The sequence below is a fragment of the Variovorax sp. GW823-FHT02B07 genome (assembly GCF_058797695.1).
The window spans coordinates 212392-233094 of sequence record NZ_JBXAJX010000003.1; the positions used below are offsets into that span (position 1 = coordinate 212392).

The following is a 20703-nucleotide window of genomic DNA, read 5'->3' on the forward strand; positions in this document are numbered from 1 at the left end:
AGCGACTTACTGCCGCGCCGTGCGGATGTTCTGCGGCAGCGCCTGCGGCCAGCTCGTGCGGAACGGGTTGATGTCCAGCCCGCCGCGCCGCGTGTAGCGCGCATACACCGCGAGCTTGGTCGGCTGGCACTGGCGCCAGATGTCCGTGAACATGCGCTCGGCGCAGGGTTCGTGGAATTCGTTGTGGTTGCGAAAGCTCACGATGTACGCCAGCAGGCCGGCCTGGTCGATGGGCGGGCCGCTGTAGCGGATCTGCACGCTGCCCCAGTCGGGCTGGCCGGTGACGAGGCAGTTGCTCTTCAGAAGCCGGCTGGTGAGGGTTTCGTTCACGTGCACCTGCGTCGTGTCGCTGCTCAGCAGCTCGGGCGCGGGCTGGTAGTGGGTGCATTCGATGTCGAGGCGGTCGAGGTCCAGGCCGTCGATCTCGTGCACCGGCTCGCGGTCGAACAGGTCGGGCGTGAGCAGCTTCACGCCGATGCCGGCCGACTGGTCGCTGCCGCGCCATGCGGCTTCGGAAAGGTCGGTGCGCAGGTGCTCGCGCACGGCATCGATGCTGGCGAAGGTGCTGTTGTTGAAGCTGTTGAGGTACAGCTTGAACGACTTGCTCTCGATGATGTTGGGCGTTTCGCACGGGATGGTGAAGTGCGCGATGGCCACCTGCGGCTTGCCGCGCGGGTTCAGCCAGCTCAGCTCGAAGGCGGTCCAGAGGTCGGCGCCGAAGAAGGGCAAGGCGCCGGCCTGGATGCCCATGGCTTCGCGCTGCGTGGTGCGTGCGATGGGGAACAGCAGCGACGGGTCGTATTTGTCGGCGTAGGCCGAGGCGCGGCCGAGCTGCGACTGTTCGGGGGTGTTGGGGTTCGTGTTGGGGTTGGTGGGGTCGTGGCTCATGGGGCGGTTCCGGCATCCGCCGCGTGTGCGAACGGAGCGATGTGGTGGGCGAGGATCGTGCAGACCTCGGGCGGCAGGTCGTGGCCCATGCCGGGCACGGAAATGAAGGCTGCACCCGGAATGCGTTGCGCCGAATCGCGGCCGCAGGCGATGGGCACAAGCGCGTCGGCGTCGCCGTGCAGCACCAGCGTCGGGCGCTGGATGCGCGCCAGCACCTGGGGGCGGTCGTCGTCGGCGCCGATGGCGAGCATCTGGCGCATCAGGCCGGCCGGGTGGTAGGCGCGGCGCATGCTGAAGGTGAGGCGCGTGGCCAGTTGCTCGTCGGTCTGCGGGTAGGCCGGGCTCTGGATGAGCCGCAGCAGCTTGATGCTGTGCGCGACCAGCGCGGCCTCGTCGTGGCTGCGCGGGCGCCGCATGAGCATGGCCCCGACCTCGCGGCGCGGACCCGGCAGGCCGCGCGCGCCGCTGGAGCTCATGATGCTCACGAGGCTGGCGGTGCGTTCGGGCGCGGTGGCGGCGATGCGCTGCGCGATCATGCCGCCCATCGAGGCGCCGACGATGTGGGCGCGGGCAATGCCCAGCGCGTCGAGCACGCCGAGCGAATCGAGCGCCATGTCCTGCAGCGTGTAGGCGCTGCGCACCTTCAGGCCGATGCGGTGGCGGATGGTTTCCCACACGAGGTTGCCGGTGCCCAGGTGGTCGAAGCCCTGGCTCAGGCCGATGTCGCGGTTGTCGTGGCGCACCACGCGAAAGCCCGCATCGACCAGCTGCTGCACGAACGCGTCGGGCCAGGCAACCAGTTGCATGCCCAGCCCCATGATCAGCAGGATGACGGGGCGCCCTTCGCCGCCGGTGTCGTCGACTTCGATCTGCAGGCCGTTGGCGGTGACTTTCATCGGGTCCCTGTTTTTCTTTTTACTTGAACTCGCGCTCGCGCAGCCACTTGGTGGCGACCCATTTCTCGCCCGCCAGAACCGGTGCGCCGCCGTGCAGCGTGCGGGTGGCGGGGTCGGGCCGGTCGTAGCTGAAGAAGACGCCGGTGCCGCGCACCGGGGCCACTTCGAGCCCGATGTCGGGGAAGGTGGTGGCGCCGCCCTGCTCGGGCTCCTGCAGGTACATCACGAGCGTGGCCACGCGCTGGCCGCCGCGCTTGAGGATGGTGGGCGTGCCGGGCTCGTGCGGGTCGAAGTAGTCGTAGTGCGGGCGGTACTGCGCACCGGGCGCGTAGCGCAGGATCTGCAGGCCCTCGCCGTACTCGAGCGGCCAGCGCAGCAGCATGGCCAGGCGCTGTTCGAGGCGCGCGACGATCTCGTTCTCGCCGCGCTCGAAGAACATGCCGTCGCTGGTGCGGTCGACGTTGAGCACCTCGCCGCCGGTGCGGGTCTCGACGGTGAGCGAGCGCGCCAGCCGCACGCGCGCGGCGGCGATCAGGCCTTCGCATTCCTCGACCGACAGCAGGTTGCCGAACACCACGACGCGCGGATGCCGCACGGTCTGCAGCACCTGCACGCGGCGGTCGCCGGCGTCGAGGTACAGCGGCGCGCCGTCGAGGTCGGGGCCGGGCATCTCGGTGCGCGCCGGCGCCAGGGCCGCCTCGACATCGGGGAACCCGGCCTCCAGCTGGGCCAGCGCGAGGTCGGTGGCGGCATCCTGCCAGCCGGCCGCCCGCATCGACATGCGCAACGCGGGCACCGAATGGCCGGCCGCGAGCTGGGCCACCAGCCATTCGCGCAATTCCGGACTGATCGCTTGGGACATGTCAGTGCTCCTCCACTCTGCAATGAGACCCGCAACACATGACTCCACGCAGTTCTTCGCCAGAAACACCGCGGAACCGGCTTTGCCGGGCCGCTGGTGTTGCCCCCTGGAAGGGGGTTGGCGAAGCGACACGAAGTGCGCGCAGCCTGGGGGTCATGCTAGCTTTCTTCTGAACACCAGCCTTTCGGCTGTCGACACATCGGCGTCGAAACCATAACCCTCGAGGTCGAATTTTTCCAGCGCCTTGGGCGTGGCCGCCTGGTGCAGCACGGCCCAGCGCGCCAGCAGGCCGCGGGCGCGCTTGGCGAAGAAGCTCACGATCTTGTACCTGTCGCCCTTCCACTCCTGGAACACGCATTCGACCACGCGGGCCTTGAGCACTTTCTGGTCGACCGACTTGAAGTACTCCTGCGAGGCGACGTTGACGACGACCGGCGTGCGGTCGGCCGCCAGGCGCTCGTTCAGGTGCTCGGCGATGCGCGAGCCCCAGAACGCGTACAGGTCCTTGCCGTGGCGGTTGGCCAGCGCGGTGCCCATTTCGAGCCGGTAGGGCTGCAGGCGGTCCAGCGGGCGCAGCAGGCCGTACAGGCCGCTGAGGATGCCCACGTGGTCCTGCGCCCAGGCGAGCTGGGCGGGCGTGAGGCTGCGGGCGTCGAAACCGCCGTAGACGTCGCCGTCGAAGGCGAAGGCGGCCTGGCGGGCGTTCTTCTCGGTGCTCTTGGACGACCAGGCGGCGTAGCGGGCCACGTTGAGGGCCGAGAGCTTGTCCGACAGGTGCATCAGCTCGGCGATGTCCTGGGGCGACTTCTCGCGCAAGAGCTTGATGAGTTCGACCGAGGGGCCGCGCGGGGCTTCGAAATGGGGTTGGGTGGCGGGGGTTTCGGAGGGGACGGGGGTGTCGTAGTCGAGCGACTTCGCGGGGGAAAGCAGGAACAGCATCAGTCGATTATGTGGGGCTGGGGTTTCCCCGGGCCGCCCCGGTAAAATCCCGGGCAATCCCACCCTGTCACCAACGGCACCCGAGGGTGCCGTTTTGCATTCCCCATGAGCGAACCTACCTCCCAGCCCGGCCTCGAGAGCCTGTCCAAATCGTTCGAACCCGCCGCCATCGAGGCGCACTGGGGCCCGGAATGGGAGCAGCGCGGCTACGCCAAGGCGGGCTTTCGCGGCACGCAGCAGCCCAAGGAAGGCGCCGAGTCGTTCGCGATCCAGCTGCCGCCGCCCAACGTCACGGGCACGCTGCACATGGGCCATGCGTTCAACCAGACGATCATGGACAGCCTCACGCGCTACCACCGCATGAAGGGCGCCAACACGCTGTGGGTGCCGGGCACCGACCACGCGGGCATCGCCACCCAGATCGTGGTGGAGCGCCAGCTGCAGGAACAGAAGGTCAGCCGCCACGACCTGGGCCGCAAGAACTTCGTGGCGCGCGTGTGGGAATGGAAGGAAAAGTCGGGCAGCACCATCACCGAGCAGATGCGCCGCATGGGCGACACGGTCGACTGGAGCCGCGAGTACTTCACGATGGACGACGACCTCTCGAAGGTGGTCACGCACACCTTCGTGAAGCTGTATGAGGAAGGCCTGATCTACCGCGGCAAGCGCCTGGGCAACTGGGACCCGGTGCTCAAGACCTCGGTGAGCGACCTGGAAGTCGAGAGCGAAGAAGAAGACGGCTCGCTCTGGCACATCGCCTACCCGCTGGAAGACGGCAGCGGCACGCTCACGGTGGCCACCACGCGCCCCGAGACCATGCTCGGCGACACGGCCGTGATGGTCCACCCCGAAGACGAGCGCTACAAGCACCTGATCGGCCAGCGCGTGAAGCTGCCGCTGGTGGACCGGCTGATTCCCATCATTGCCGACGACTACGTCGACAAGGAATTCGGCACCGGCGTGGTCAAGGTGACGCCTGCGCACGACTACAACGACTATGCCGTGGGCCAGCGTCACAAGCTCGAGGTGATCGGCATCCTGACGCTCGACGCGACCATCAACGACAACGCGCCTGAAAAATACCGCGGCATGGACCGCTTCGTGGCGCGCAAGGCCATCGTGGCCGACCTCGAGGCGCTGGGCCTGCTGGTCGAGGTGAAGAAGCACCGCCTCATGGTGCCGCGCTGCGCGCGCTCGGGCGCCGTGGTCGAGCCGATGCTCACCGACCAGTGGTACGTGGCCATGACGCGCCCCGGCGCCGACGGCCAGTCGATCGCGCAGAAGGCCATCGACGTCGTGAAGTCGGGCGAGGTGCGCTTCGTGCCCGAGAACTGGGTCAACACCTACAACCACTGGATGGAGAACATCCAGGACTGGACCATCTCGCGCCAGCTCTGGTGGGGCCACCAGATTCCGGCCTGGTACGACGAAGACGGCAAGGTGTACGTGGCCGAGACCGAAGCCGAGGCGCAGGCCAAGGCACCGGGCAAGACGCTCACGCGCGACGAAGACGTGCTCGACACCTGGTACTCGTCGGCGCTGGTGCCCTTCTCGTCGCTGGGCTGGCCCGAGAAGACGCAGGACCTGGCGCTGTACCTGCCCTCGACCGTGCTCGTGACGGGCTACGACATCATCTTCTTCTGGGTCGCCCGGATGATCATGATGACCAAGCACTTCATGGGCACTGTGCCGTTCAAGGACGTGTACATCCACGGCCTGGTGCGCGACGCCCAGGGCAAGAAGATGAGCAAGTCGGAAGGCAACGTGCTCGACCCGGTCGACCTGATCGACGGCATCGAGTTGCCTGCGCTGCTCGACAAGCGCACGCAAGGCCTGCGCAAGCCCGAGACCGCACCGGCCGTGCGCAAGAACACGCAGAAGGAATTCCCCGAGGGCATTCCGGCCTTCGGCGCCGATGCGCTGCGCTTCACCTTCGCTTCGCTGGCTTCGCTCGGCCGCAGCATCAACTTCGACTCGAAGCGCTGCGAGGGCTATCGCAACTTCTGCAACAAGCTGTGGAACGCCACGCGCTTCGTGCTGATGAACTGCGAAGGCCAGGACTGCGGCCTGCTGGAGCACACGAAGGAAGACTGCCAGGTCGGCGGCAAGGCGCACGGCTACCTGAAGTTCAGCCGCGCCGACTTCTGGATCGTCTCGCAGCTGCAGCGCGTCGAGGCCGAGGTGGCCAAGGGCTTCGAGGAATACCGCCTGGACAACGTGGCCAACGCGATCTACCAGTTCGCGTGGGACGAGTTCTGCGACTGGTACCTCGAGATTGCCAAGGTGCAGATCCAGACCGGCGACGACGCGCAAAAGCGCGCCACGCGCCGCACGCTGATCCGCGTGCTCGAGGCGCTGCTGCGCCTGGCGCACCCGATCATTCCGTTCATCACCGAAGAGCTGTGGCAGAAGGTGTCGAAGGTCGCGGGCCGCGAAGGCGCGTCGATCATGATCGCGGCCTACCCGCAGAGCCAGCCCGAGAAGATCGACGAAGCCGCAGAAGCGCACGTGGCGCGCCTGAAGGCGCTGGTCGACGCCTGCCGCACGCTGCGCGGCGAGATGAACGTGTCGCCCGCCACGCGCCTGCCGCTGTACGCGGTGGCCGACGACGCCGAGGGCGCGGCCTTCCTGCGCGACGCGGCCCCGGTGCTGCAGGCGCTGGCCAAGCTCAAGGAAGTGAAGGTGTTCGACGACGAGGCCTCGTGGCAGGCTGCCGCCGAAGCCGCGCCCGTCGCGGTGGTGGGCACGACGCGCCTGTGCCTGCACATGGAGATCGACAAGGCAGCCGAGAAGCTGCGCATCGGCAAGGAAATTGCACGCATCGAGGGCGAGATCGCCAAGGTGCACGGCAAGCTCGGCAACGAGGCCTTCGTGGCCAAGGCGCCGCCCGCCGTGATCGAACAGGAGCGCACGCGCTTGGCCGATTTCACCGCCACGCTGGAGCGCCTGCGCGGCCAGCTTGTGCGCCTCGGCTGACAGACGGGGTCCGGGTGGGGGATTAGGATTTGGTCATCGGCTTCGCGCCGTCCCTTCTCTCATCCCTCCTCTTTTTCCTGCTTCAAACGACACTGAACCGCCCATGTCCACTTCTTCCCCGACGCGCATCCGCAAGGCCGTATTCCCTGTTGCAGGCTTCGGCACCCGCTTTCTGCCGGCCACCAAGGCCCAGCCGAAGGAAATGCTGCCAGTCGTCGACAAGCCGCTGATCCAGTACGCCGTCGAAGAAGCCTATGCCGCGGGCATCCGCGACATGATTTTTGTGACCGGGCGCAACAAGCGCGCGATCGAAGACCACTACGACACGGCCTACGAGCTCGAAAGCCAGCTCGAAGCCAGCGGCAAGGACGCGCTGCTCGAAATCGCCCGTTCGGTGTCGCCCGACGACATGACCTGCTCGTACGTGCGCCAGCCGCGCATGCTGGGCCTGGGCCACGCCGTGCTGTGCGCCGAGCACCTGGTGGGCAACGAGCCCTTCGCCGTGCTGCTGGCGGACGACCTGATGGTCGGCCCTGTCGGTGGCCGGCCGGTGCTGGCGCAGATGACCGAAGTCTTCGCGCGCCTGGGCGCCTCGGTGCTGGCCGTGCAGGAAGTGCCGCTGGAACACGTCAAGCGCTACGGCATCGTGGCCGGCGAGAACGTGGAAGACGGCCTCGTGAAGGTCAACCGCATGGTCGAGAAGCCCAAGCCCGAAGACGCGCCCTCGCGCCTGGGCGTGGCCGGCCGCTACATCCTCACGCCCGGCGTGTTCGACGAGATCCGCAACCAGCCCAAGGGCGCGGGCGGCGAGATCCAGCTGACCGACGGCATCGCGGCGCTGATGAAGAAGGAATCGGTCTACGCCTACTCGTACAAGGGCATCCGCTACGACTGCGGCAGCAAGGAAGGCTTCCTGCAGGCGTCGGTGGAGCTGGCGCTGGCGCACCCTGAAGTGGGCGTGCAGTTCCGCGAGTACCTCAAGAGCCTGAAGCTCTGAGGGCGCTGCAAAGCGCTGAAAACAAAAGGGGCCGCGAGGCCCCTTTTTCTTTGGCCGGTTGCCGACGCTAGCGCCGCTTCAGCACGTGGATGAAGTCGCTGCCCACGGTCTCCTGCGCCACCAGTTCGTTGCCGGTCTGGCGCGCAAAGGCCTGGAAGTCGCGCACCGAGCCCGGGTCGGTCGACACCACCTTCAGCAGCTGGCCGCTCGCCATGTCGTTGAGCGATTTTTTCGCCTTCAGGATCGGCAGCGGGCAGTTGAGGCCGCGCGTGTCGATTTCGCGGTCAACTTGCATTGCCAGGCTCCGGCGGCAGGTTCAGGCCGCGGCGACGCTCTTCGTTTTCGGCCGCAGTGAAGAACACCGGCTCGTGGCCGCGCGTGCGCAGCCAGTCGGCCAGCGCGTAGCCGGTGCCGGCGGGCCAGCACCGCAGGTCGGGCAGGTCGTAGAGGCGGTAGTCCACCAGCTCGGGCGAGAGCTTCACCTCGCCGTCGGCCACCACGTGGTACGCGATGATGATCTGGTTCATGCGCTGGAAGTCGTAGGCGCCGACGAGCTTGGCGGCGCTGACGTCCAGGTTGGTCTCTTCCTTGACCTCGCGCGCGATGCCCTCCTCGGGCGTCTCGCCGGCTTCCATGAAGCCGGTGATGAGCGCGAACATCTTGCCCGGCCAGGCCGCATTGCGCGCCAGCAGCACCTGGCCGCGGTACTCGACGATGGCCGCCAGCACGGGCGTGGGGTTGTTCCAGTGCGTGTGGCCGCAGTTGGGGCAGCGCAGGCGCTCCTTGGGACCGCCGTCTTCCATCAACGCGATCCATTCGAGCGGGGTGGCGCAGGCCTGGCAGAACTTGGGATGGGGCATGGGAAGTCTCTCTGTTCTTTTTCTCGGGCGTGCGGCGCCCCGTGGGCGCCGCCGCAGTGTGAAGGGATCAGGCGGGGAAAACGCCCGTCGACAGGTAGCGGTCGCCGCGGTCGCAGACCACGAACACGATGGTGGCGTTCTCGACCTTCTTCGACACCTCGATGGCCGCCCACAGCGCGCCGGCTGCCGAGATGCCGCCGAAGATGCCCTCTTCGCGCGCCAGGCGCCGGCACATTTCCTCGGCATCGTCCTGGCTCACGCTGATTTCTTCGTCGACGCGGCTCGGGTCGTAGATCTTCGGCAGGTACTCGACCGGCCATTTGCGGATGCCGGGAATGCGCGAGCCTTCGGCCGGCTGCGCACCGACGATGCGCACCGCCGGGTTCTTTTCCTTCAGGTAGCGCGAGACGCCGGTGATGGTGCCCGTGGTGCCCATGGCGCTCACGAAGTGCGTGATCTTGCCCTGGGTGTCGGTCCAGATCTCGGGGCCGGTGGTCTCGTAGTGGATGCGCGGGTTGTCGGGGTTGGCGAACTGGTCGAGCACGCGGCCCTTGCCCTGGGCGACCATCTGCTCGGCCAGGTCGCGCGCGTATTCCATGCCGCCGCTCTTGGGCGTGAGCACCAGCTCGGCACCGAAGGCCTTCATGGTCTGGGCGCGTTCCACCGAGAGGTCCTCCGGCATGATCAGCACCATGCGGTAGCCCTTGATGGCCGCGGCCATCGCCAGCGCGATGCCGGTGTTGCCCGAGGTGGCCTCGATCAGCGTGTCGCCGGGCTTGATTTCACCGCGCTCCTCGGCCCGCTTGATCATCGACAGCGCCGGCCGGTCCTTGACCGAACCCGCCGGGTTGTTGCCTTCGAGCTTGCCCAGGATCACGTTGCCGCGCTTGGCGTTTTCCGCGGCGTGGATGCGTTGCAGGGCAACCAGGGGGGTCTTGCCGATGGCGTCTTCGATCGTCGGATAATTCATGCCAGCCACTGTGCCATAATTTTGGGCTTCCTTCCGGATGTGCCCGGGTGGTGAAATTGGTAGACGCAGGGGACTCAAAATCCCCCACCGAAAGGTGTGCCGGTTCGATTCCGGCCCCGGGCACCACGAGACGACACCGTCTCACCCCCACATCAAGAAACCCGCTCGCTTCACTGGCGCAGCGGGTTTTTCTTTGCCTCGCGGCCTTCCAGGCCGGGCAGCGCCCCACCCTAGCCAAGCACGTCGGCGAGCTTCACCTGCAGCGACAAGGCGGCCTGGTGCAGCAACTCGAACTCGTCGTCCGGCAGCGGCACGGCCGTGAAGTTGAAGTGGCACAAGGTGCCGGCGACCGCGCCCGAGGCGTTCAACAACGGAACGCCGTGGTAGCTGATGGTGTAGTCCCGCCCGGGATGCGTGGCGAAGCGCTCGTCCACGCTCGAGTCGTCGGTGCGGAACCATCCATCACGCAGGACAAAGGGACAGATGCTCGCCTCGAAGGGCACGATGGCGATGTTCTCGGGGATCAGCTCGCCTTGCTTGTCGTGCAGGTAGAGGCTCGTGACCAGGTCGGCGCGGATCTTGTAGATCCCGGTATACCGATGCGGCACGCGCGCGTTCAAGTAGGCGAGGACAGCCTGTGCGCCTTGATCGGCAAGCAACGCTTCAATCGTTTGGGGCATTCGTTTCGTCCGCTTCGCTTCGATCGGTTCGATCTGGAACCTGTCCTGCCATGGTACGCCCGGACCGATCTGTGAGAGCGGCCCCGGTCACCCGCTTCAGTCGAGCCGCCTGACAGGGCTGCGTCCTGGCGGTCCAATATGGCAGGACCACGCCCCCGACAATCCCTGCCCGTCCACGGCTTGAGTAAATCACCGTCGATCTTGCCTCTGTACAGCGCCTCTGAGCGCCACGGCGTGGAACATGACCATCGTGCCCGGCTCTTCCTTGCAGGCCTTGTCCAGATAGGCGTTGATCGTGTCAGCGGACAGCAGTCGGACCATGTCGTCCTTGTTGGTTGTTGTGTTCAAGCCTGTCAGAAAGCCCAGAACCCAGGAAGTCATCAGATGCGCCGCAATGGCATTTGGATCAGTTGGGGACGCTGCTCGGGCAGCGAGCCACAAACTGCAGCTGTCATCACGGACGCCGACACCTGCACCGTATGTGTCCGACGCCTTGGCGGCAGGCGCCATCACGAAGGCAGCAACAAGGGCAAGGGCAGTCGCAGAAAGGCGGGCTTTGATGAAGATCATGGAGCGAATTAGGCCTCAAGAAAAACCAAACTACACCCTTGAGATCAGCGGAACCCAACACCGCGTCGCGCCTTCCCTTCGTTGCGTTTCGCTGGTGACCGGCGCCCCTCCCTCTCTCCTGTGCAAGCCCGCCTACGCAGCCCTCAACGCCGCCACGGCGCGAATCTCCACCCGCAGCGCCGGGCGCGCCAGCGCGGCCACGCCGAGGATGGTCCACGCCGGGAAATCCTCGGTGATGTAGCGATCCTTCACCTCGCGAAAGCTCGCCAGTTCGTGCTCGACGTCGACGTGGTAGCTCACGATCTCCACCAGGTCGGCGAAGCCGAGCCCCGCGCTCTCGAGCACCACGCCCAGCCGCCGGAAGGCCCAGTCGGCCTGTTCCGCGGCGCTCTCGGGCACGCTGCCGTCGGCACGCAGGCCGACCTGCCCTGCCACGAACAGCAGGCCGCCGGCCTTGACGCCGGGCGCGTACTTGAAGGTGTCGAAGACGGCTGTCGAGCCGAAGGTCGGATGGCCGTCGGGGATGCGCACGCTCTGTTTGCTCACGGGTGCGTCCTTTCAGGCTTGCGCAGGCTGCAGGCCGGTGTGCACCGTCGGATGCGCGAGCCGCACGCGCAACTCGCGCTTGAGCCGCGTGTTGTCGAGGCGGCGCGATTCGCCCATGAAGCTCAGCAGTTGCAGCGGCAATTGCCGCTCGGCCTCGCTACGCGCCACGCGCGGTGGGCGGGGCATGCCGTAGAGGTCGGCGGCCAGGTCGAAGTAGTCGCCCATGCGCAGCTCGGTGTCGTCCGACGCGTGCACCACGCGCTGGGGCTTGCCGCGGAACAGCGCCGCCACGCAGGCGCGCGCGAGGTCGTCGGCGTGGATGTGGCTGGTGTAGACGTCGTCCTCGCGCCGCAGCACGGGCGTGCCGCGTTCCAGGCGACCGCGCGGCGTGCCGTTCTCGCGGTCGGGCGCGTAGATGCCCGGGATGCGCAGGATGCTGGTGCGCACGCCGGTGCTGCGGCCGAACCAGCGCACGGCGCGCTCGGCATCGACGCGCCGGTGGGAGCGCGGGGTGTCGGGGCGCACGCCGCGCGTTTCGCTCACGCGCGCGCCGCCGCAGTCGCCGTACACGCCGCTGGTCGAGCCGTAGACCAGCGCCGAGGGCAGCGAGCGCAGCCGCAGCGCCTGCGCCAGCGACACGGTGCGCTGGTCGCGCCACCAGGCCGCGCCGCCCTCGCGCGCGGGCGGCGCCAGGTGCACCACGCGGGTGGCGATGCCTGCCAGGCGGCGCAGGGTGGCGCGGTCGTCCAGGTTGCCCACCAGCGGCCGGATGCCGGCCGCGCGCAGCGCCGCAACGCGGTCGGCCGAGGACGTGAGCGCCACCAGCTGCATGCGCCCGCGCAGGTTGCGCGCCACGCGCTGGCCGACGTCGCCGCAGCCGACGATCAGCAGGCGCTCGCGCCGGAACCGGGCCGGCAGTGCGCCGGAGGGACTATTGATTGAAGGCAAAATCCGGGTTTCCTGTCTCAATTCAGTTGTCCCGGCCGCACGCAGCCGGGAAAGTTCACCCCCGAAGAATACCGATGACTGCTACAGCGCCGCACGAAGCGGGCTTTTCCATCACCGTCGAGCCCAGCGGGCGCCACTTCGTGGTCCAGGGCGACGAAACCATCCTCGCGGCCGGCATCCGCCAGGGCATCGGCCTCCCCTACGGTTGCAAGGACGGCGCCTGCGGCTCCTGCAAGTGCAAGAAGCTGTCGGGCGAGGTCACGCTCGGCCCGCACCAGAGCAAGGCGCTGAGCGCCGAGGAGCAGCTGGCCGGCTACGTGCTGACCTGCTGCGCCCACCCGACGAGCGACGTGGTGCTCGAATCGCGCCAGGTCACCGAGGCCGGCGCGCTGCCGATCCGCAAGATGCCGGTGCGCGTGATGGCGCTCACGCGCCAGTCGCACGACGTGATGATGCTGCGCCTGCAACTGCCGGCCGGCGAGCCGCTGCAGTTCTATGCAGGCCAGTACGTCGAATTCATCCTGCGCGACGGCGCGCGCCGCAGCTACTCGATGGCCAACGCGCCGCACACGGTGGCCGTGCCGGGCACGGGCCTGGAGCTGCACCTGCGGCACCTGCCGGGCGGCAAGTTCACCGACCATGTCTTCGGCGCGATGAAGGAAAAAGAGATTCTGCGCATCGAAGGGCCGTTCGGCAGCTTCTTCCTGCGCGAAGACTCCGACAAGCCGATGATCCTGCTGGCCTCGGGCACGGGCTTCGCACCCATCAAGGCGCTGCTGGAGCACATGCAGTTCAAGGGCATCGACCGCCCCGCCGCGCTCTACTGGGGCGGGCGCCGCCCCGAAGATCTGTACATGGACGCCTGGCTGCGCGAGCAACTGGCTGCCATGCCGAACCTGCGCTACGTGCCCGTGGTGTCGAACGCCACGCCGGAAGACAACTGGACCGGCCGCACGGGCTTCGTCCACCAGGCGGTGCTGGAAGACTTCACGGACCTGTCGGGCCACCAGGTGTATGCCTGCGGTGCGCCGATCGTGGTCGATTCGGCCAAGCGCGACTACGTGGCATTGGCCGGCCTGCCCGAAGAAGAGTTCTTCGCCGACGCCTTCACCACCGAAGCCGACAAGGCCCTGCCCTGAGCCTTCGCGCTCCCCTTTCCTTTCCGTAGAACAACATGAAGACGAGACACTTCCTCCTGACCCTGATCGCCGGCGCCGCGGCGCTCACCGCCGGCCACGCCGCAGCCCAGCAGCATCGCCCGATCCGCCTCGTCGTGCCCTACGCGGCCGGCGGCCCGATCGACAACACGGCGCGCATCCTGGCCGAGCAGGTGAAGGACACGCTGGGCGGCCCGGTCATCATCGACAACAAGCCCGGCGCGGGCGGCAACATCGGCGCCGACTTCGTCGCCAAGGCACCGGCGGACGGCCTCACGATCGGCATCGCGGCCACGGCCACGAACGCGGTGAACCCGTGGCTGTACAGCAAGATGCCGTTCAACGCCGCGACCGACTTCGCGCCGATCACCCAGATGGTGCGCGTGCCCAACGTGCTGGTGATGAACGCCGACACGGCCAACCGCCTGAACATCCGCACGCTGGCCGACCTGATCCGCTACGCCAAGGCCAACCCGGCCAAGCTCAACTACGCCAGCGGCGGCAACGGCAGCGCCGGCCACCTGGCGGGCGAGCTGTTCAAGAAGGAAGCGGGCATCTTCGCGGTGCACATTCCGTACAACGGCGGCAACCCGGCGCAGCTGGCGCTGCTGTCGGGCCAAGTCGACTTCAACTTCGACAACCTCGCCACGGCCGCGCCGAACATCCGCTCGGGCAAGCTGAAGGCGATCGCGGTCACGACGCTCAAGCGCAGCAGCGCCCTGCCCGACGTGCCGCCCGTGGCCGACACGCTCAAGGGCTTCTCGATCGACACCTGGTGGGGCCTGGTCGCACCGGCCGGCACGCCGCCCGAGGTAGTCGCGAAACTGAATCAGGCCTTCGTCGCTGCGCTGAACGCACCAGAAACGAAGACCCGCTTCGCCTCGATGCTGGCCGAGCCCGTCGGCAACTCGTCCGAGCAGTTCGGCAGCTTCATGAAGAGCGAACTCGCCAAGTACGAGAAGGTGGTCAAGGCCACCGGGGCGAAGGTGGACTGACGAGGTCGTCCAGGGGCGCTGCGGCCTGCGTGTCGGTGGCCGCAGCCACGACCGCCGCCGCTTCGGCCGCCCCGCTCTGGTAGGTGCGCAGGCCCGCGAGGTCGAGCACTTCCACGCCGCCATGTTCGATGCGCAACAGGCCGTCGCGCTGCAGCGCATGCAGCGCGCGGTTGGCACGCTGGCGCGACACCGCCGACAAGAGGCCAATCTCGTCCTGGCTCAGCCGCACGAAGCGGGTGGCGCGCGGATAGAGGATGGGGTCGAACAGGCTGGCCAGGCAACGCGCCACGCGCGCGTCGGGACCGAGCAGGCGATCGAATTCCATGAGGCCGATGAACAGGCTCAGTCGCGCATTGATGTGTAACAACAGAAACCGATTGAAGTCGATGCTGGTGGACATCAGCCGCTCGAAGCTGTGCCGCGGCACGCAGGCCACGCGCGTGGGCCGCAGCGCCACGCCGTCGTAGCGCCAGCATCCGGGGGTGAGCAGCGAGCCTTCGCCGCCCCAGCCGCCGGCGGTCACGCCGGTGAAGGTGGACACGCGCCCGTCGGGCAGCGACACCGACATCTTCATGAGGCCGTCGATCACGCCGATCCAGTGATCGGCGGGTTCGCCGCGCCGCACGACGAAGCCGCCGGCCGGCACCACGCGCTCGTGCGACTCCTGGACGACGCGGTCGAGTTCGTCGTCCGTGAGCGCGCGCGCCCACAGGCTCTCGCGAAGCATGTTCTCCAACGCGTTCGACATCGCGCCTCCTGCTGTCGTCCCTCGTGACATCGCATCGGCCGATCCGTCGCAGGCGCCGGTCGGCGGGGTCCGTAAGAAATGTCGTTGCAACGACATCTTCGGCGCGGCGATGGTGCCACAGTCATCCGCGTTCGCCAAACAACAAGGAGACAACGATGAAGCGTTCGAACAAGGACCCGCGCCCCGCACGCGGGCCGGACGACGGGGATGCGCACGGCCTGCGCCGGCGCGACGTGCTGGGCTACGCCACGGCCGCGCCGCTGGCATCGGCGGCGGCCGGCATCGCAGGGCTCGGCGCCCTCACGGCGCCCGCCTCTGCAGTCGCTGCGCTGCTGCCCATGACCCCGCCCGACACCACCGACCTGATCGACATCGGCGACGCGGTCACGCTGACCTCGCTGCCGACCATGCCGCTGGTGAAAGTGACGAACACCGGCGACGGCCGCGTGCGCCTGGCGCTGCCGCGCCTCGAAGTGGGCCAGGGCATCGCCACGGCCAGCGCGATGATGCTGGCCGACAAGCTGCGCCTGCCGCTGAGCGCCATCGAAGTCACGTCGGCCGACGCGAGCCCCGAGCTGATCTGGAACCAGCTCACGGGCGGCTCGTCGAGCGTGCGCTCGATGCACGCCGGCATGCCGGTGCTGGGCGGCCTCGGTGGCCTGCTCTCAGGCTCGACGCCTTCGGTGGTCGGCCAGCGCGTGACGCGGCTCGATGCGCTGGACATCGTCACCGGGCGCAAGAAGTTCACGCTCGACCAGGCGGTGCCCAATGCCAAGCCGACGATGGTGCGGCGCCCGCCAACCATCAACGGCAAGTTCGTCGGCATCAACAACCTGAACACGGTGATGGGCATGCCGGGCGTGATCGGCGTGGTGCCGATCCCCGCCACCAACGGCATCACGCCGACGCCGCCGGGCGTGGCAGTGATGGCCGAGACCTTCGGCCAGGCCTGGGCCGCGGTGAACGCGCTCGACGTGACCTGGGCCGCCGGCCCGCTCGACGGCGAGTCGAACGCCACCATCATGCGCAAGCTGAAGTCGTCGCTGCTGCCCTTCGCGCTGCCGCCGCTGGGCGCGCTGACGGTCGAGGCCGAGTTCGAGTTCGCGCCGGCCGCGCACTGCCCGATGGAAGTCGAATGTGCGATTGCCGACGTGCGGCCCGATCGCGCGGAGATCTGGGCCGGGCTGCAGAGTCCCATCGTCACCCAGCAGGCGGTGGCCGCCGAACTGGGCCTGCCGCTGAACAAGGTGGTCGTGCATGCGGTGCCCTCGGGCGGTTCCTTCGGGCGGCGCCTGTTCTGGGACCCGGTGCTGCAGGCGATCCAGGTGTCGAAGGCGCTGGGGCGCCCCTGCCGCCTGATGTACCACCGCACCGACGACATGCGCCACACGCGCATCCGCCCGCCGATCTACCAGAAGGCGCGCGCCACGATGCTGCTGGGCCAGGTCATCGCCTTCGAGCAGCGCATCGCCAGCGTGCGCCTGGACACGCGCCACGGCTTCGGCAACATGCTCGAGGCCGCCGCCATCGCGCTGCCCAATGCCTTCCCGCAGACGGTGGGCAACTTCGCGATCGAGCAGGTCATGTTCAAGACCATGGTGACCTCGCCCTACAACTTCGGCGTCACGACCAAGCTGCTGACGCCGGTGCCGATGGACATGAACACCTGCTCCTACCGCTCGGTGCACATCCAGCCCGCGCGGCTGGTGGAAGAGATCCTGGTCGACGAGATGGCCCGCGCCGCGCGCAAGGACCCGATCGCCTTCCGGCTCGAGTACCTGCGCCTGCCGCGCGCCCGTGCGGTGCTGAAGGCGGTGGCGGAGGCCGCGCAGTGGGGCAAGGCGATGCCGGCGGGCTTTGCGCAGGGCGTGGGCGTGCACCAGGAGTCGAAGTCCTTCACGGCCTGCATCGTCGAGATCGACGCGCGCGTGCCGGCGCAGGCCCGCGTGGTGCGCGCGACCATCGCCATCGATGTCGGCACGCCGATCAACCCCTCGGGCATCGAGGCGCAGCTGCAGGGCGGTCTGTGCGAATCGATCGCGCTGGTGCTGTCGGCGGGGCTGCACATCCAGAACGGCCTGCCGCTGGAAGGCAGCTACTCGCAGTACCACTTCTCGCGCATGAAGCACTACCCGAAGGACGTGAAGATCATCATCCTGCCGGCCAATGGCGAGGCCATCGGCGGGCTGGGCGAGGTCGGCCTGTCGGCGAGCTCGGGTGCGATCGCCAACGCCTATGGGCGCGCCACCGGCATCAAGCCGCGCAGCTTCCCGCTGAACTTCCCGGTCGACTTCACGCCGATCCCGCCGGGCAAGCTGCCCACGCCCGTCAACGTTCCGATCCCCGCCTGAGGAGACCCGCCATGCCTGTGCAATCTTTCAAGGTGAACGGCCAGAACGTCGACGTCGAGGCGCCCGACGACCTGGCGCTGCTGTGGGTGCTGCGTGACAAGCTCGGCATCACCGGCCCGAAGTACGGCTGCGGCATCAACGTGTGCAAGGCCTGCACCTGCCACGTCGACGGCAAGGCCGTGACGACCTGCTCGGTGCGCGTGTCCGACGTGCGCGGCCGCCAGGTGACGACCATCGAAGGCCTGGCCAACGGCAACACGCTGCACCCGGTGCAGCAGGCCTGGATGAACCTGGACGTGCCGCAGTGCGGCTTCTGCCAGCCAGGCCAGATCATGGCCGCGGTCGACCTGCTGCGCCGCACGCGCACCCCGACGGACGCCGACATCGACGCCATCGAGAACGTGTGCCGCTGCGGCACCTACGGCCGCATCCGCGAGGCGATCAAGGCCGCCGCCGCGATGATGGGATAAGGGACAGACGAAAAAACGGCCAGCCACCGCGCTCGGCGGTGCTGGCCGGTTGGCGCTGGCGGCGCTTACTCGCCGAGGTAGGCGGCGCGCACGCGCGGGTCGCGCAGCAGTTCCTTGGCGTCGCCGTTCATCGTGATGAGGCCCGACTCCATGACGTAGCCACGGTCGGCCAGCTGCAGCGCGCGGTTGGCGTTCTGCTCGACCAGTAGGATCGTGACGCCTTGCGAGGCCACGGTCTGCACCACCTCGAAGATCTTGTCGCACATGATGGGCGACAGGCCCATGGTGGGTTCGTCGAGCAGCAGCACCTTCGGACGCGCCATGAGCGCGCGGCCCATGGCCAGCATCTGCTGTTCGCCGCCCGACATCGTGCCGGCCAGCTGGTCCTTGCGCTCGCGCAGGCGCGGGAAGGTCACGAACACGCGCTCCATGTCGCTCGCGATCTCGGCCTTGTCGTTGCGGATGTAGGCGCCGATCTGCAGGTTCTCGGTGATCGTCATGCGCGTGAACACGCCGCGGCCCTCGGGCACCATCACGAGGCCCTCGCCCACCAGGTCCCAGGCGCCACGGCCCTTGATGCTGCGGCCCAGGAACTCGATGTCGCCCGCGCCGGCCGGCAGCGTGCCGGTGATGGCCTTCATGGTGGTGGTCTTGCCGGCGCCGTTGGAGCCGATGAGCGAGACCAGCTCGCCCTCGAACACGTCGAAGTCCACGCCCTTCACGGCCTGGATGCCGCCGTAGCCCACCTTCAGGCCGCGGACCTTGAGCAGGTTCTTGCCTGCGGCCTTGGCGGTGGCCGGTGCCGTCGCGGTTGCCATCGTTGCTTCTGCGGTGCTCATCTCAATGTCCTCCGGTGCCGAGGTAGGCCTCGATCACCTTTTCGTTCTTCTGTACCTCGACCGGGTTGCCCTCGGCAATCTGCTTGCCGTAGTCGAGCACGGTGACGCGGTCGCACAGGCCCATGATGAGCTTGACGTCGTGTTCGATGATCAGGATCGTGCGGTTGTCCTTGCGGATGCGGTCGATGAGCTCGCGCAGCAGGACCTTCTCGGTCGAGTTCATGCCGGCGGCCGGTTCGTCCAGCGCGATGAGCTGGGGGTCGGTGGCCAGTGCGCGGGCGATCTCGAGGCGGCGCTGGTCGCCGTAGCTCAGCGTGCGCGCCTTGTAGTCGGCGAACTTGCCGATGCCCACGTAGTCGAGCAGCTCCTGCGCGCGCTTGGCGATGGCCGCTTCCTCGGCCTTGAAGCCCTTGGTGCGCAGCATGGCGCCGAACACGCCCGAGTGCGTGCGGATGTGGCGCCCGACCATCACGTTCTCCAACGCCGTCATTTCGGCGAAGAGGCGGATGTTCTGGAAGGTGCGCGCGATGCCGGCCTTGGCCACTTCGTGCACGGCCGTCGGCTGGTAGGGCTTGCCGGCCAGCTCGAAGGTGCCGCTGTCGGGCGTGTACAGCCCGGTGATCACGTTGAAGAAGGTCGTCTTGCCGGCGCCGTTGGGCCCGATCAGGCCGTAGACCTGGCCGCGCTTGATGGTGATGCCCACGTCCGAGAGGGCCTGCAGTCCGCCGAAGCGCTTGGAGATGCCGCGAACGTCGAGGATGGTGTCTGTCGTCATGTCTGTGTGTCCTTGGCTCACGGATTGATGGACATGGGACGCGATGCCGCACCCGGCACTTCGTCGGCGGGGCTGTCGATGCCCGGTGCGTGGGTCTGGAGCGTTCCGGGCGCCACGGCCGCATGGGTCGGGTCGACGGGCGCGCCGTTCTTCTTCGTCAGCGTCTTGCCGTGTTCCGGCGAGGGCCACAGGCCGCGCGGACGCATCAGCATGATGACGATCATGGCCAGCGCGATGAACAGCTGGCGCAGGATGGACGCGTCGAGGCGGCCGTCGGTCATCGCCTGCAGCGGGCCGGCCACGTAGCGCAGCACTTCGGGCAGCGCGGCCAGCAGCACGGCGCCCAGGATGACGCCAGGCAGGTGCCCAAGGCCGCCCAGCACGACCATGGCGACGATCATCACCGACTCCATCAGGCTGAAGGACTCGGGCGACACGAAGCCCTGGAAGGCCGCGAACATCGCGCCCGACACGCCGCCGAAGCTGGCGCCCATGCCGAAGGCCAGCAGCTTCATGTTGCGGGTGTTGATGCCCATCGCCTTGGCAGCGATTTCATCTTCGCGGATGGCCATCCAGGCGCGGCCGATGCGCGAGATCTGCAGGCGGTGCGAGATGATGATGGTGGCCACCACCAGCGCCAGGAACAGGTAGTAGTACAGCGTGACCGAGGAGATCGTGAAGCCGTCGAACTTCCACGCCTTGCCGAGGTCCAGCCCCCAGAACTTGATGGAGTCGATCGCCGTGATGCCCTTCGGCCCGTTGGTGATGTTGATCGGCTGGTCCAGGTTGTTCAGGAACACCCGGATGATTTCACCGAAGCCGAGCGTCACGATGGCGAGGTAGTCGCCGCGCAGCTTCAGCGTGGGCGCCCCCAGCATCGCGCCGAGCACCCCGGCCACCACCAGCGCGAGCGGAACCACGATCAGGAGCGAGGTGTGCAGCCCGTTCGGGAACATCGCCTTGAACCACGGGAAGGTGTCCGAGAGGTGCGACGAGCCCATCAGCGCGTAGAGGTACGCGCCGACCGCAAAGAAGGCCACGTAGCCCAGGTCGAGCAGGCCGGCATAGCCGACCACGATGTTCAGGCCGAGCGCGAGCATCACGTAGAGCAATGCGATGTCGGCGATGCGCACCCAGGCGTTGCCCTGGGTCTGCAACAGGATGGGCAGCGCCAGCACGGCGACCACGCCGAGGATGTAGAGCGCGAGGTTCTTGCTGTTCTTCATGGTGTGCTGC

Annotated in this window: 21 protein-coding genes and 1 tRNA gene; 7 read left to right on the top strand and 15 right to left on the bottom strand. The window is 67.8% G+C overall.

Going from position 1 to position 20703, the window contains the following annotated elements:
• Positions 1-6: 6 nt before the first annotated feature.
• From queF to yaaA, 4 genes are all read right to left on the bottom strand, one after another.
• Positions 7-888, bottom strand: coding sequence for an NADPH-dependent 7-cyano-7-deazaguanine reductase QueF (gene queF / locus AC1RGU_RS18740; RefSeq protein ID WP_095949646.1), 882 nt, complete (start codon positions 886-888; stop codon positions 7-9).
• Positions 885-1784: an alpha/beta fold hydrolase gene (locus AC1RGU_RS18745; RefSeq protein WP_492697318.1), complete on the bottom strand. Its 900-nt coding sequence runs from the start codon at positions 1782-1784 to the stop codon at positions 885-887. Before AC1RGU_RS18745 ends, queF begins: the two co-directional genes overlap by 4 nt.
• Positions 1785-1803: 19 nt before the next feature.
• Entirely contained in the window at positions 1804-2646 is an 843-nt protein-coding gene (locus tag AC1RGU_RS18750; RefSeq protein WP_492697319.1) for a 2OG-Fe(II) oxygenase, read from the bottom strand.
• Between the two features lie 153 nt (positions 2647-2799).
• The gene (gene yaaA / locus AC1RGU_RS18755) at positions 2800-3585 is read right to left on the bottom strand and encodes a peroxide stress protein YaaA (protein ID WP_369646012.1); all 786 of its coding nucleotides are present in this window, start codon (positions 3583-3585) and stop codon (positions 2800-2802) included.
• A 105-nt stretch (positions 3586-3690) separates the two neighbouring features.
• Between yaaA and AC1RGU_RS18760 the strand changes: the two genes are divergently transcribed.
• Complete coding sequence (locus tag AC1RGU_RS18760) at positions 3691-6561, top strand: valine--tRNA ligase (protein WP_159275552.1); 2871 nt, start codon at positions 3691-3693, stop codon at positions 6559-6561.
• A gap of 103 nt (positions 6562-6664) precedes the next feature.
• The gene (gene galU / locus AC1RGU_RS18765) at positions 6665-7558 is read left to right on the top strand and encodes a UTP--glucose-1-phosphate uridylyltransferase GalU (protein ID WP_492697320.1); all 894 of its coding nucleotides are present in this window, start codon (positions 6665-6667) and stop codon (positions 7556-7558) included.
• A gap of 67 nt (positions 7559-7625) precedes the next feature.
• On the opposite strand, the gene AC1RGU_RS18770 is transcribed toward galU, so the two are convergent.
• The 3 genes from AC1RGU_RS18770 to cysM form a co-directional block, all read right to left on the bottom strand.
• On the bottom strand, positions 7626-7853 hold the full coding sequence (locus AC1RGU_RS18770) for a sulfurtransferase TusA family protein (protein ID WP_056572272.1): 228 nt from the start codon (positions 7851-7853) through the stop codon (positions 7626-7628).
• Positions 7843-8418, bottom strand: a complete 576-nt coding sequence (locus AC1RGU_RS18775; RefSeq protein WP_056572274.1) for an NUDIX domain-containing protein — start codon at positions 8416-8418, stop codon at positions 7843-7845. The genes AC1RGU_RS18770 and AC1RGU_RS18775 overlap by 11 nt, the downstream gene beginning before the upstream one ends.
• Before the next feature lie 67 nt (positions 8419-8485).
• On the bottom strand, positions 8486-9388 hold the full coding sequence (cysM, locus tag AC1RGU_RS18780; RefSeq protein ID WP_062479803.1) for a cysteine synthase CysM: 903 nt from the start codon (positions 9386-9388) through the stop codon (positions 8486-8488).
• Between the two features lie 41 nt (positions 9389-9429).
• Between cysM and AC1RGU_RS18785 the strand changes: the two genes are divergently transcribed.
• Positions 9430-9514 (top strand) — tRNA-Leu (locus AC1RGU_RS18785).
• A gap of 104 nt (positions 9515-9618) precedes the next feature.
• Here AC1RGU_RS18785 and AC1RGU_RS18790 read toward each other — a convergent pair.
• The 4 genes from AC1RGU_RS18790 to AC1RGU_RS18805 all read right to left on the bottom strand — a co-directional run bounded on the left by AC1RGU_RS18790 (position 9619) and on the right by AC1RGU_RS18805 (position 12132).
• Positions 9619-10068: a hypothetical protein gene (locus tag AC1RGU_RS18790; RefSeq protein ID WP_492697322.1), complete on the bottom strand. Its 450-nt coding sequence runs from the start codon at positions 10066-10068 to the stop codon at positions 9619-9621.
• 189 nt (positions 10069-10257) lie between these two features.
• A complete protein-coding gene (locus tag AC1RGU_RS18795) occupies positions 10258-10638 on the bottom strand; it encodes a hypothetical protein (protein WP_492697323.1) in 381 nt (126 codons plus the stop codon).
• A gap of 132 nt (positions 10639-10770) precedes the next feature.
• Positions 10771-11184, bottom strand: coding sequence for a RidA family protein (locus AC1RGU_RS18800; RefSeq protein ID WP_492697324.1), 414 nt, complete (start codon positions 11182-11184; stop codon positions 10771-10773).
• A gap of 12 nt (positions 11185-11196) precedes the next feature.
• Positions 11197-12132, bottom strand: coding sequence for an SDR family oxidoreductase (locus AC1RGU_RS18805; protein WP_492697325.1), 936 nt, complete (start codon positions 12130-12132; stop codon positions 11197-11199).
• A 74-nt stretch (positions 12133-12206) separates the two neighbouring features.
• Between AC1RGU_RS18805 and AC1RGU_RS18810 the strand changes: the two genes are divergently transcribed.
• Entirely contained in the window at positions 12207-13271 is a 1065-nt protein-coding gene (locus AC1RGU_RS18810; protein WP_492697327.1) for a CDP-6-deoxy-delta-3,4-glucoseen reductase, read from the top strand.
• A 35-nt stretch (positions 13272-13306) separates the two neighbouring features.
• Positions 13307-14284 (top strand): Bug family tripartite tricarboxylate transporter substrate binding protein, encoded by a 978-nt coding sequence (locus AC1RGU_RS18815; protein WP_492697328.1) that lies wholly within the window; start codon positions 13307-13309, stop codon positions 14282-14284.
• Here AC1RGU_RS18815 and AC1RGU_RS18820 read toward each other — a convergent pair.
• Complete coding sequence (locus tag AC1RGU_RS18820; RefSeq protein ID WP_070062148.1) at positions 14256-15032, bottom strand: Crp/Fnr family transcriptional regulator; 777 nt, start codon at positions 15030-15032, stop codon at positions 14256-14258. The genes AC1RGU_RS18815 and AC1RGU_RS18820 overlap by 29 nt on opposite strands.
• Before the next feature lie 155 nt (positions 15033-15187).
• Between AC1RGU_RS18820 and AC1RGU_RS18825 the strand changes: the two genes are divergently transcribed.
• Positions 15188-17383, top strand: coding sequence for a xanthine dehydrogenase family protein molybdopterin-binding subunit (locus AC1RGU_RS18825; RefSeq protein WP_492697329.1), 2196 nt, complete (start codon positions 15188-15190; stop codon positions 17381-17383).
• An 11-nt stretch (positions 17384-17394) separates the two neighbouring features.
• The gene (locus AC1RGU_RS18830; RefSeq protein ID WP_056572291.1) at positions 17395-17853 is read left to right on the top strand and encodes a (2Fe-2S)-binding protein; all 459 of its coding nucleotides are present in this window, start codon (positions 17395-17397) and stop codon (positions 17851-17853) included.
• Between the two features lie 65 nt (positions 17854-17918).
• On the opposite strand, the gene AC1RGU_RS18835 is transcribed toward AC1RGU_RS18830, so the two are convergent.
• The 3 genes from AC1RGU_RS18835 to AC1RGU_RS18845 are packed head-to-tail and all read right to left on the bottom strand — an operon-like array spanning position 17919 to position 20693.
• Positions 17919-18692, bottom strand: coding sequence for an ABC transporter ATP-binding protein (locus AC1RGU_RS18835; protein ID WP_492697330.1), 774 nt, complete (start codon positions 18690-18692; stop codon positions 17919-17921).
• A 1-nt stretch (position 18693) separates the two neighbouring features.
• Entirely contained in the window at positions 18694-19467 is a 774-nt protein-coding gene (locus AC1RGU_RS18840) for an ABC transporter ATP-binding protein (RefSeq protein WP_056572293.1), read from the bottom strand.
• Between the two features lie 17 nt (positions 19468-19484).
• On the bottom strand, positions 19485-20693 hold the full coding sequence (locus tag AC1RGU_RS18845) for a branched-chain amino acid ABC transporter permease (protein WP_062481017.1): 1209 nt from the start codon (positions 20691-20693) through the stop codon (positions 19485-19487).
• Positions 20694-20703: the final 10 nt, after the last annotated feature.

What these genes read in the sequence shown, in the direction of transcription:
- queF (WP_095949646.1), bottom strand. Translation starts at nt 888, where the DNA reads ATGAGCCACGACCCCACCAACCCCAACACGAACCCCAACACCCCCGAA.
- AC1RGU_RS18745 (WP_492697318.1), bottom strand. Translation starts at nt 1,784, where the DNA reads ATGAAAGTCACCGCCAACGGCCTGCAGATCGAAGTCGACGACACCGGC.
- AC1RGU_RS18750 (WP_492697319.1), bottom strand. Translation starts at nt 2,646, where the DNA reads ATGTCCCAAGCGATCAGTCCGGAATTGCGCGAATGGCTGGTGGCCCAG.
- yaaA (WP_369646012.1), bottom strand. Translation starts at nt 3,585, where the DNA reads ATGCTGTTCCTGCTTTCCCCCGCGAAGTCGCTCGACTACGACACCCCC.
- AC1RGU_RS18760 (WP_159275552.1), top strand. Translation starts at nt 3,691, where the DNA reads ATGAGCGAACCTACCTCCCAGCCCGGCCTCGAGAGCCTGTCCAAATCG.
- galU (WP_492697320.1), top strand. Translation starts at nt 6,665, where the DNA reads ATGTCCACTTCTTCCCCGACGCGCATCCGCAAGGCCGTATTCCCTGTT.
- AC1RGU_RS18770 (WP_056572272.1), bottom strand. Translation starts at nt 7,853, where the DNA reads ATGCAAGTTGACCGCGAAATCGACACGCGCGGCCTCAACTGCCCGCTG.
- AC1RGU_RS18775 (WP_056572274.1), bottom strand. Translation starts at nt 8,418, where the DNA reads ATGCCCCATCCCAAGTTCTGCCAGGCCTGCGCCACCCCGCTCGAATGG.
- cysM (WP_062479803.1), bottom strand. Translation starts at nt 9,388, where the DNA reads ATGAATTATCCGACGATCGAAGACGCCATCGGCAAGACCCCCCTGGTT.
- AC1RGU_RS18790 (WP_492697322.1), bottom strand. Translation starts at nt 10,068, where the DNA reads ATGCCCCAAACGATTGAAGCGTTGCTTGCCGATCAAGGCGCACAGGCT.
- AC1RGU_RS18795 (WP_492697323.1), bottom strand. Translation starts at nt 10,638, where the DNA reads ATGATCTTCATCAAAGCCCGCCTTTCTGCGACTGCCCTTGCCCTTGTT.
- AC1RGU_RS18810 (WP_492697327.1), top strand. Translation starts at nt 12,207, where the DNA reads ATGACTGCTACAGCGCCGCACGAAGCGGGCTTTTCCATCACCGTCGAG.
- AC1RGU_RS18815 (WP_492697328.1), top strand. Translation starts at nt 13,307, where the DNA reads ATGAAGACGAGACACTTCCTCCTGACCCTGATCGCCGGCGCCGCGGCG.
- AC1RGU_RS18820 (WP_070062148.1), bottom strand. Translation starts at nt 15,032, where the DNA reads ATGTCGAACGCGTTGGAGAACATGCTTCGCGAGAGCCTGTGGGCGCGC.
- AC1RGU_RS18825 (WP_492697329.1), top strand. Translation starts at nt 15,188, where the DNA reads ATGAAGCGTTCGAACAAGGACCCGCGCCCCGCACGCGGGCCGGACGAC.
- AC1RGU_RS18830 (WP_056572291.1), top strand. Translation starts at nt 17,395, where the DNA reads ATGCCTGTGCAATCTTTCAAGGTGAACGGCCAGAACGTCGACGTCGAG.
- AC1RGU_RS18835 (WP_492697330.1), bottom strand. Translation starts at nt 18,692, where the DNA reads ATGAGCACCGCAGAAGCAACGATGGCAACCGCGACGGCACCGGCCACC.
- AC1RGU_RS18840 (WP_056572293.1), bottom strand. Translation starts at nt 19,467, where the DNA reads ATGACGACAGACACCATCCTCGACGTTCGCGGCATCTCCAAGCGCTTC.
- AC1RGU_RS18845 (WP_062481017.1), bottom strand. Translation starts at nt 20,693, where the DNA reads ATGAAGAACAGCAAGAACCTCGCGCTCTACATCCTCGGCGTGGTCGCC.